The organism is Asanoa sp. NPDC050611 (assembly GCF_040654855.1).
Classification (GTDB): Bacteria; Actinomycetota; Actinomycetes; order Mycobacteriales; family Micromonosporaceae; genus Asanoa.
Genome location: NZ_JBFAIU010000070.1, coordinates 19,627 through 27,681 on the forward strand (window position 1 = coordinate 19,627; position 8,055 = coordinate 27,681).

Annotated in this window: 8 protein-coding genes; 3 read left to right on the forward strand and 5 right to left on the reverse strand. The window is 70.4% G+C overall.

Annotation, left to right across the window (positions count from 1 at the left end):
* Positions 1-32: 32 nt before the first annotated feature.
* Both moaA and AB0H87_RS13935 read right to left on the reverse strand, forming a co-directional pair.
* Positions 33-1,064, reverse strand: coding sequence for a GTP 3',8-cyclase MoaA (gene moaA / locus AB0H87_RS13930; protein ID WP_360143940.1), 1,032 nt, complete (start codon positions 1,062-1,064; stop codon positions 33-35).
* A gap of 770 nt (positions 1,065-1,834) precedes the next feature.
* A complete protein-coding gene (locus AB0H87_RS13935) occupies positions 1,835-2,725 on the reverse strand; it encodes a fructosamine kinase family protein (RefSeq protein ID WP_360143916.1) in 891 nt (296 codons plus the stop codon).
* A 70-nt stretch (positions 2,726-2,795) separates the two neighbouring features.
* Here AB0H87_RS13935 and AB0H87_RS13940 point away from each other — a divergent pair, with 70 nt between their 5' ends.
* Entirely contained in the window at positions 2,796-3,302 is a 507-nt protein-coding gene (locus AB0H87_RS13940; protein ID WP_360143919.1) for a GNAT family N-acetyltransferase, read from the forward strand.
* Between the two features lie 123 nt (positions 3,303-3,425).
* Positions 3,426-4,562, forward strand: a complete 1,137-nt coding sequence (locus AB0H87_RS13945) for a DUF4192 domain-containing protein (RefSeq protein WP_360143922.1) — start codon at positions 3,426-3,428, stop codon at positions 4,560-4,562.
* Between the two features lie 80 nt (positions 4,563-4,642).
* On the opposite strand, the gene fdhD is transcribed toward AB0H87_RS13945, so the two are convergent.
* The 3 genes from fdhD to AB0H87_RS13960 all read right to left on the reverse strand — a co-directional run bounded on the left by fdhD (position 4,643) and on the right by AB0H87_RS13960 (position 6,585).
* Complete coding sequence (fdhD, locus tag AB0H87_RS13950) at positions 4,643-5,518, reverse strand: formate dehydrogenase accessory sulfurtransferase FdhD (protein WP_360143925.1); 876 nt, start codon at positions 5,516-5,518, stop codon at positions 4,643-4,645.
* Positions 5,519-5,728: 210 nt separating this feature from the next.
* Positions 5,729-5,974: a DUF6457 domain-containing protein gene (locus tag AB0H87_RS13955; RefSeq protein WP_360143943.1), complete on the reverse strand. Its 246-nt coding sequence runs from the start codon at positions 5,972-5,974 to the stop codon at positions 5,729-5,731.
* A complete protein-coding gene (locus AB0H87_RS13960; RefSeq protein ID WP_360143946.1) occupies positions 5,971-6,585 on the reverse strand; it encodes a molybdenum cofactor guanylyltransferase in 615 nt (204 codons plus the stop codon). The genes AB0H87_RS13955 and AB0H87_RS13960 overlap by 4 nt, the downstream gene beginning before the upstream one ends.
* Positions 6,586-6,897: 312 nt before the next feature.
* Between AB0H87_RS13960 and AB0H87_RS13965 the strand changes: the two genes are divergently transcribed.
* Entirely contained in the window at positions 6,898-7,989 is a 1,092-nt protein-coding gene (locus tag AB0H87_RS13965; protein WP_360143928.1) for a hypothetical protein, read from the forward strand.
* Positions 7,990-8,055: the final 66 nt, after the last annotated feature.

Here is an 8,055-nt window from a genome sequence, read left to right on the forward strand (position 1 = left end):
CTCCGACCCCGCCGCGCACCGTCGGTGGCCGGTCACCCGCCGATGGCGGACATCGGCCGTGCGGGCTGGAGGAACGAGGGGTTGTCGATGCCGTGCCCGGCACGCTTGACCCACATGGCGGCCTGCCAGCGCCTGGCCAACTCGTCGTCGGTGGCGCCCGCGCGTAGCGCCCCGCGCAGATCCGACTCCTCCGTCGCGAATAGACAGTTCCGGATCTGCCCATCGGCGGTGAGCCGGGTCCGGTCACAGTCACCGCAGAACGGCCGCGTGACGCTGCCGATCACACCCACCCGAGCGGGCCCACCGTCACTGGCGGTGTAACCGTCGACGACCCAAGTCTCGGCCGGCGCCCCGCCCCGCTCAACGGGGTCGGGTAGCAGCGTGTAGCTGTCCCGCAACGAACCGAGAATCTCATCGGCGGTCACCATCGTGGCGCGGTCCCAGCTGTGCTGCGCGTCGAGCGGCATCTGCTCGATGAACCGCAGCTCGTAGCCGTGCGCCAACGCGAACCGCACCAACTCCGGCGCCTCGTCGTCGTTGACACCGCGCATGAGCACCGAGTTGATTTTGACGGGCACGAGCCCGGCGTCGGCCGCGGCGGTAAGCCCGGCGATCACGTCGGAATGCCGATCGCGCCGGGTCAACGCCTTGAACCGCGCCGGATCCAAGGTGTCCAGGGAGACGTTGACCCGATCGAGCCCGGCAGCCTTGAGCGCGGGAGCCAACCGCTCGAGCCCGATCCCGTTGGTAGTGACAGACATCTTCGGCCGCGGCTGCAGTTCGGCACACGCCCCGACGATGTCGACGAGCCCGGGCCGGATCAGGGGCTCACCACCGGTAAACCGGACATCCGTAACACCAAGCCGCTCGACCGCGATCCGCACCAACCGCACAATCTCGGCATCGCTGAGCAACTCCTCACGCGGCAACCACGCAAGCCCCTCAGCAGGCATGCAGTAAGTGCAGCGGAGGTTGCACCGATCGGTAAGCGATACCCGCAGATCGGTAGCTACCCGCCCGAAGCGGTCTGCCAGCACCCCATCAGTGGTGCGGACCTCGGACATCGTCACCGTTCGACCGTATCGCGTAACCGTCGATCTCGTGGATTCCCGCAAAGGCCACCCCAAACGACCCGCTCGTGCACCCGACTGGCCCGGACGATCGAACGAGCCCGAACCGCCCGAGTTCGGCACGGCCCGTCGGTGCTCCCGAGCGGCCCGCCGGCACCGGGTCCGGGACCGCCTCAGGCCGCCACCCGATTCGACGACCACGGGCGGCGCGCACGTCGGTCCGCCGGCGCGTTGAGCACCGCGTGCCGACACCGCTGGCGGCTCAGCGACGGGGGCGGCTCGCGCGTCGGTCGGCCAGCGCCTCAGGCCGCCACCAGGCTCGGCCAGATGGTCGTTGGCGCGTCGGTCCGAAGCGCTGTACGCCGCCAGTCGACGTAGCTGGCAGCTCACCCACCGGTCGGTCCGGGCGCCTCACACCGCCGCCCAGTTGGGTTAGGAGGTGGCCCGCGGGTCGGTCCGCGCCGTTGAACATCCCGCCAGTCGACGCCGCTGCCGGCTCAGCGACCGCGTCGGTCGGTCCGCAGGCCCTCACGCCGCCACCCAGTTCGGTGACCGCGGGGCTACCCGAGCATCCGTCCGTGAGCGTCAACACCACATGCCGACACCGCTGGCAGATCAGCGACCAGGGCGGCACCTGCATCGGTCGGCGAGCGCCGCCACCGCCCCCGACGCCTCTTCGCGTGCAGTCGAAACAAACCGCACCAATGCGAGCCATACGCCGGAGGCCGCCTATGGCGTGCCGCGCGGAGCGACGATGCGCGAGCCTAAGACCGCAGCAGGGTGTCGACCGCCTGGCGGACCGCGGAGCGATAGGCCGACCCGAACAGCGCCGTATGCACCAGCAGCAGGTGCAGCTGATGCAACGGCACCCGCTGCCGCCAACCGTCGGCAAGCGGCCACTCCTCCTGGTAGGCGTCGATGATCCGCCCCAGCTCCGGCGCACCGCCGAAGAGCGCGAGCTGCGCCAGGTCCGTCTCCCGATGGCCACCGTGCGCCGCCGGGTCGATCAGCCACGCGCGACCGTCGGCGGCCCAGTACAAATTGCCCGGCCACAGGTCGCCATGGATGCGGGACGGCGGCTCGGCACCACCGAGCCGGTCGATCCGCTCGATCAGCCGCTCCGTCGCCGCGACGTCCGCCGGGGAGAGCGCGCCGCCATCCGCCGACAGCCGCAGATAGGGCCGCAGCCGCGCCTCGGCGAACCACTGCGGCCACGGTTGCGACGAGAGCGTGTTGTCCTGCGGCAGCGCCCCGATGTAGCCAGGCCACTCCGCACCGAAAGCCGGCGCGCCAGATCGATGCATGATCGCCAACTCGCGGCCGAACCGCTCGGCGCCCGCCTTGGTGGGCTCGCCCGCGTCGAGCCACTCCAGCGCCAGCATGTCGGGCAGCGCAACCAGCACCTCGGGCAACGGTGGACCACCCGGCGTCCGCAACCATGAGATGCCCGACGCCTCGGACGTGAAGAAGCCTTCGGGCGCCGGCGACGGCGCCCGCTCGGGCCACGTCTTGACGAACAGCGAAGCGCCGTCGTCGAGGGTCAACCGGGCTGCCGCCGAGATGCTCCCACCCGCCACCGGTGTCTCGCGGATGCGTTGGTGCTTGAGGAACGTCGGCAGGTGTTGCGGATGTGACCGGAGATAGGCCAGGTCCATGACACGCAAGTCTGGACCCCTGTCGTGCGTCGGGTTTCGCCGGGTCGCTTCGGAGAGTAAGCATGAGGACATGACGGATGTGGTGGTCCGCCCTTATCGTCCCCGGGATCACGCCGAGGGCCGGGCACTCTGGGTCGAGCTCGCGGAGCGGCGGAGCGGTCTCTACGGGCAGTCGGCCGGCCCGGACCCAGGCGCCGGGTTCGAGGACTATCTGACCCGGCTCGACCTGTCGGGCATCTGGGTGGCCGAGGGATCGAGCGAGGGTGTCATCGGTCTCGTCGGCTTGCTGATGCAGGGCACGAGCGGCGAGGTCGAACCCATCGTCGTCGCCGCCCGGCACCGCGGGTCCGGCATCGGCGCGGCGCTGCTGAAGCACGTGACCGGCGAGGCGAAGAAGCGCTCGCTGACGCGACTCACCATCCGACCCGAGTCGCGAAACGTCGAAGCTCTGAAGTCGCTTCATGCCGCTGGTTTCGACCTCCTCTCCGCTGTCGAGCTCAGCCTGGACCTGCGCCCCGCGCCGTCCACCGTGGACGACGTCGAGATCGAGCTGCACGGGCTGCGCTTCCGCGGTTGAGTTTTCCGGGCCCGAGGCCGCGGTAGGGATCTTGGCCAGCGCCTGTGGATAACTTCGGGCCCATCGAAGTTATCCACAGCCCCGGTGGCGATCACCCATCGACATCGACCACGCTTCCGCGCCATGACCGCTACCGAGGCGCCACCCATCACAGTGCGTTCCTGCGCCGACCTCATCGCGTCGGTGCCCTATCTCCTCGGCTTCCACCCGAGCGAAAGCATCGTGGTCATCGCGATCGTCGGCGATCGCGTGCGCTTCGTGGTGCGCGGCGAACTACCCGGCGCGGTCAGTCCCGATCGGATCGCCCGCCGCCTGCTCTCGCTCCTGCTCCGCGACTCCATCGACGCCGTCGCCATCATCGGGTACGGCCCCTCCACGCTGGTCACACCGGTCGCCGAGGCGGTCTGTGTGGCGCTGCGGTCGACCGACGTCACGACGGTCGACGTACTCCGAGTCGACAGCGGTCGCTACTGGTCCTACGTCTGTGCCAACCCCAGTTGCTGCCCGCCCGAAGGCATGCCGTTCGACCTGGCCACGACCTGCGTGGGAGCCGCGGCCGTCTACGCGGGCCGGGTCGCACTGCCCGACCGGGATGCCGTCGCCACCCTGGTCGCCCCGATCACCGGGGCCGCACGTGTGGCGATGACCGACGCCACGGCCAGGGCTGACACGCGGCTGACGGCCCTGGTCGACGCCGCCCGGGCAGCGGCGGACACGGGTTCCGTCCGGCTCCGGTCGATGGCGCACACGGCCGCCGGCGCGGTGCACGCGAACGCCCGCGTAGCGAAGACCCTGCGCGCGGCCGGCGACGCGGCGGTGGACGATGCCGTCGACCGCTACCGCGCCGGTCGCACGCTCACTGACGACGAGGTGGCCTGGCTCAGCGTGCTGCTGGTCCATTTGCCCGTACGCGATCATGCTTGGGAACACACCACCGACGACGACTGGCATGTCGACCTGTGGAGCGACGTCGTGCGCCGGGTCGATCCGCCCCTGGCCGCCGCACCGGCGAGCCTGCTGGCTTTCGCGGCCTGGCGGGTCGGACACGGTGCACTGGCGACCATCGCCGTCGAGCGGGCGCTGGCGGTCGACCCCGACTACGCCCTCGCGCGCATGATCGACGAGATTCTCGACCAGTGTTTGCCGCCGTCGATCATGGTCGATGCCGCCGAGCAGCCACACCAGGCGCCGCCACAGCGAGACGCGCGTCGACGGCGGCGCTGGATCGCTCCGCACGTCGGCCTCGACCAGGCGAGCTGACGGCAATGTTCCCGTGGGCAGCCCTCGCGTGGTTCGTGGCCACACTGCTGCTGGCAGCGGCGGACATCACCCGGCGGCGATCAGCGCACCGCCGCCTGGTCCCGCTCGGGTTGGGTGATCCGCTGGGCGCCGGCGTACACGTTCATCGTCGCCCCCCGCAGGAAGCCGACCAGGGTCATGCCGGCCTCGTGCGCCAGGTCGACGGCGAGCGAACTCGGCGCCGACACCGCCGCCAGCAGCGGGATGCCAGCCATCCAGGCCTTCTGGGTCAGCTCGAAACTGGCCCGCCCGGAGACGAGCAGCACGTGGCGGTCCAAGGGCAGGAGATGCTCGGCGACCGCCCGCCCAATGACCTTGTCGACGGCGTTGTGCCGCCCGACGTCCTCGCGCACGAGGACCAACTCGCCATCGGCGGTGAAGAGACCAGCGGCATGCAGTCCGCCGGTACGGTCAAAGGCCTGCTGAGCGGCCCGAAGCCGATCGGGCAGCGTGGCCAGCACCGCCGCGGGCACCGTCAGCGGGCTGTCGGCGAGCCGCCACGGCGACCGGGTGCGAATGGCGTCGATGCTCGCCTTCCCACACACGCCGCAGGAAGTGGTCGTATAGAAGGCGCGAGCGGGATCGGTGTCGGGCGGGGGCACCCCGTCGGCCAGCACGATGTCGACGACGTTGTAGGTGTTAGGCGTGTCCGTGCCGGCACAGAGCTGAGCGGTGACGATGTCGCCGGCATCCCGGATGACACCTTCGGTCAACAGAAACCCAATGGCAAGATCAATATCATCACCGGGCGTACGCATGGTGACGGCGAGGGGCCGCCTTGGCTGCCGCCCGTCAGCGCGAGCACCCACCCGAATCTCGAGCGGCTCCTCACCGGAGATCGAGTCCATCCGGCGCACAGCGGTGCCGGCCGAAAGATCGATGCGAACGATCTCCCGCCGGTCGGTAACGCGTCCCACGCCCCCATCCTGCCCCCGCACGCGGCAGCCCGCGTAGCTAAGCGCGGCAAACGAGGCCAGCCGACCGCTGCGGGCCCACGAAGCGCGGCCCGACTCGGCCTGGCAGCCCAGGCGGCGGCGCACCCGCACCGAATCAACGGGCGCCCGGGCCACTGGGTGGCCTTCGCGGCACGCTGCGGAGAAAGGAGGGACCCATAACGAGGGGCTTCGTCAGTGTTCGTCGCTGTCGGACTTGGCCTGGCTGGCCGCCAAGGCGGTCAAGGCGTCCGCCGCCTCCCGCGGGTCGGCGCCTCTACCGACGGCGAGTCCGAGCAGGTACGCGGTGACCGGTGCGGCCGGCCGCACCGTGTTGTGGGCGACGTCCCTGGCCAGGTTGAGCACCAGGGACACCGGAGCGTCGGAGGGCGCGATGTCCAGCTTCGCGCACGCCGCCTTCACCCACTCGTCCAGCGTCATCCCGCTCTTTTCGCTGTCAGCCATTCCCGCACGATACGGAGGTCCTCCTCGGTATCGCAGTCGAACCACGGCGGCGGACCGTCCCCCGACCACGGCACCTCGACCACCCGCAGCGGCTCGACCAGGGCGCGCATTGAGGCGCCCTGCACACCGGACGCCATCTCGGTAAGCCGACGGCGCAGCGAATCCACTCGCCAGACCCCGCACAGCAGTTGGCGCCGACCGTCGGGGTCGACGAACAACGCACCGTCCGCAGTGGACAAGGCGTTGCGCAGCGTGGCCATCGCTGCCGCTGTCAGCAACGGCAGATCGCCGGCAACCAGGGCCACCACCTGCGGCAACCGGCCGGCCTGCGGCGACGGGCCCACCAGCGACAGTCCGGCGGCGATCGCAGCTACCGGACCACCACCCGGTGGGTCCTCGCGGGTGTAGACCACCCGGGCCGGAACCTCGGGGCGTCCGCCGACGACGATCCGCGGGTCGGCGTCGGCCAGGGCATCCAGCACCCGGTCGCGCAACGAACGGCCGGCCACCACCAGCGACGGCTTGTCGGACCCGCCCATCCGTCGCGCGGAGCCGCCGGCCAGTACGACGGCCGCGAAACCCGCCACGGCGTTCCTCCTAGTAACCAGACTCGCCCACGACCCTACGGCCGCTGCGGGACGGGGCCATGCGGGGCCGGGGCAAACCGCGCAATCCTCGCGTTGGCTTCGGATGCTGAACATCGCTGGTCGTTTCGGGATTCAGGTTGTTGCCTCGAACGGAGGCGCGCGCCGAAACTCGGCCTGCTCGGAAACCGTGCCGTCCGGGCTTGGTCAGCAGACTGGGTGGAAGCGCGGTGTAATGCGGTTATCCGACTCACACCGGCCTATCCGTGCGGCCTGGTGCCCTGGGTAGGGTGTGGCTGACGGACGGAGGCGATCATGACGTCAGCGCAGCTAACGAGTACGGGGGACGACGGTTTTACCGACGCCATCCTGCTCGACGAGGCGAGCACGGCCGATTTGCGGGGCAAGGTCATCGAGGCGTGGCGTGACTTCGCGCGGGCGCTGTCGAGGATTCTTCCCGAGCTGCCGGTCGGCTCCCGGGTGGAGCTGACGCTCGATCCGACCGCGTCGGGCACTGGGGCCGCCGTCTACTCCGTCGAGCTCCAGATCCTGGCCGAGGGCACCGTCCGCGCGCTCGCCGTCGGCAACGCGTCGCTGCCGGAGGGGTACCGACTCGACCGCGGCGCCGTCGCCGACCTCGTCGCGCTCGGGTGGTCGCCGCCGGGAGTGTTGCCGGACTCCGGTGAGCAGTTCGGCCTGCACTCGCCGATCAAGGACGCCTCCCGGATCGCCACGACCGTTTCGCGTACGTTGCGCGACGTCTACGGCGCACCCCACCCCGCGTTCCTCGTCTACCTCGTGCACGACGCGGAGGACGAGCCCATCCCGGTCGAGCCGCTCGCGACGGCGCGGCCCGAGCTCGCCGGCAGCCTCGACCTCGACAGCGCGATAAAGACCGGCCAGGCCATGGCCGCACGCGGCGAGCGGCCCTCGGAAGACGACAGCGTCGCACTCGAGGAGCGGGTCCGCACCGTAGTCGCCGCGTTGATGAAGTCCGAGCCCGAACAGCTCAAGGTCGACTCCGACGGCGACATCGGCATCCGAGCGGGCTCGGCGATGGTCTTCGTACGCGTCCGGGACAACCCGCCCCTGGTCGACGTGTTCTCGCCGGTGCTGACGGAGATCGAGCCGACCGAGCAGCTCTACGTCAAGCTCTCCGAGCTGACCAACCGCATGCCGATCGGCCGCCTCTACTGCACCAACGACACGGTCTGGGCCTCGATCCCCGTCTTCGGCCGCAACTTCCAGGCGACCCACCTCATGCTCGCCGTCCAGGTCATGACGGGCCTGGCCGACGAGCTGGACGACCGCCTCCACGGCGAGTTCGGCGGCAAGCGCTTCTTCGGCGAAGGCGACAAACCAGCCCAACGCGACTCCCAGGAACCCAAGACCGGCATGTACCTCTAGCGTCGCGAGCCGCCAAGATCGCGGCGTTCGGCGCGTACGCGAGGCAGATCAGCGTGATGCCCACCT

What these genes read in the sequence shown, in the direction of transcription:
- moaA (WP_360143940.1), bottom strand. Translation starts at nt 1,064, where the DNA reads ATGTCCGAGGTCCGCACCACTGATGGGGTGCTGGCAGACCGCTTCGGG.
- AB0H87_RS13935 (WP_360143916.1), bottom strand. Translation starts at nt 2,725, where the DNA reads ATGGACCTGGCCTATCTCCGGTCACATCCGCAACACCTGCCGACGTTC.
- AB0H87_RS13940 (WP_360143919.1), top strand. Translation starts at nt 2,796, where the DNA reads ATGACGGATGTGGTGGTCCGCCCTTATCGTCCCCGGGATCACGCCGAG.
- AB0H87_RS13945 (WP_360143922.1), top strand. Translation starts at nt 3,426, where the DNA reads ATGACCGCTACCGAGGCGCCACCCATCACAGTGCGTTCCTGCGCCGAC.
- AB0H87_RS13955 (WP_360143943.1), bottom strand. Translation starts at nt 5,974, where the DNA reads ATGACGCTGGACGAGTGGGTGAAGGCGGCGTGCGCGAAGCTGGACATC.
- AB0H87_RS13965 (WP_360143928.1), top strand. Translation starts at nt 6,898, where the DNA reads ATGACGTCAGCGCAGCTAACGAGTACGGGGGACGACGGTTTTACCGAC.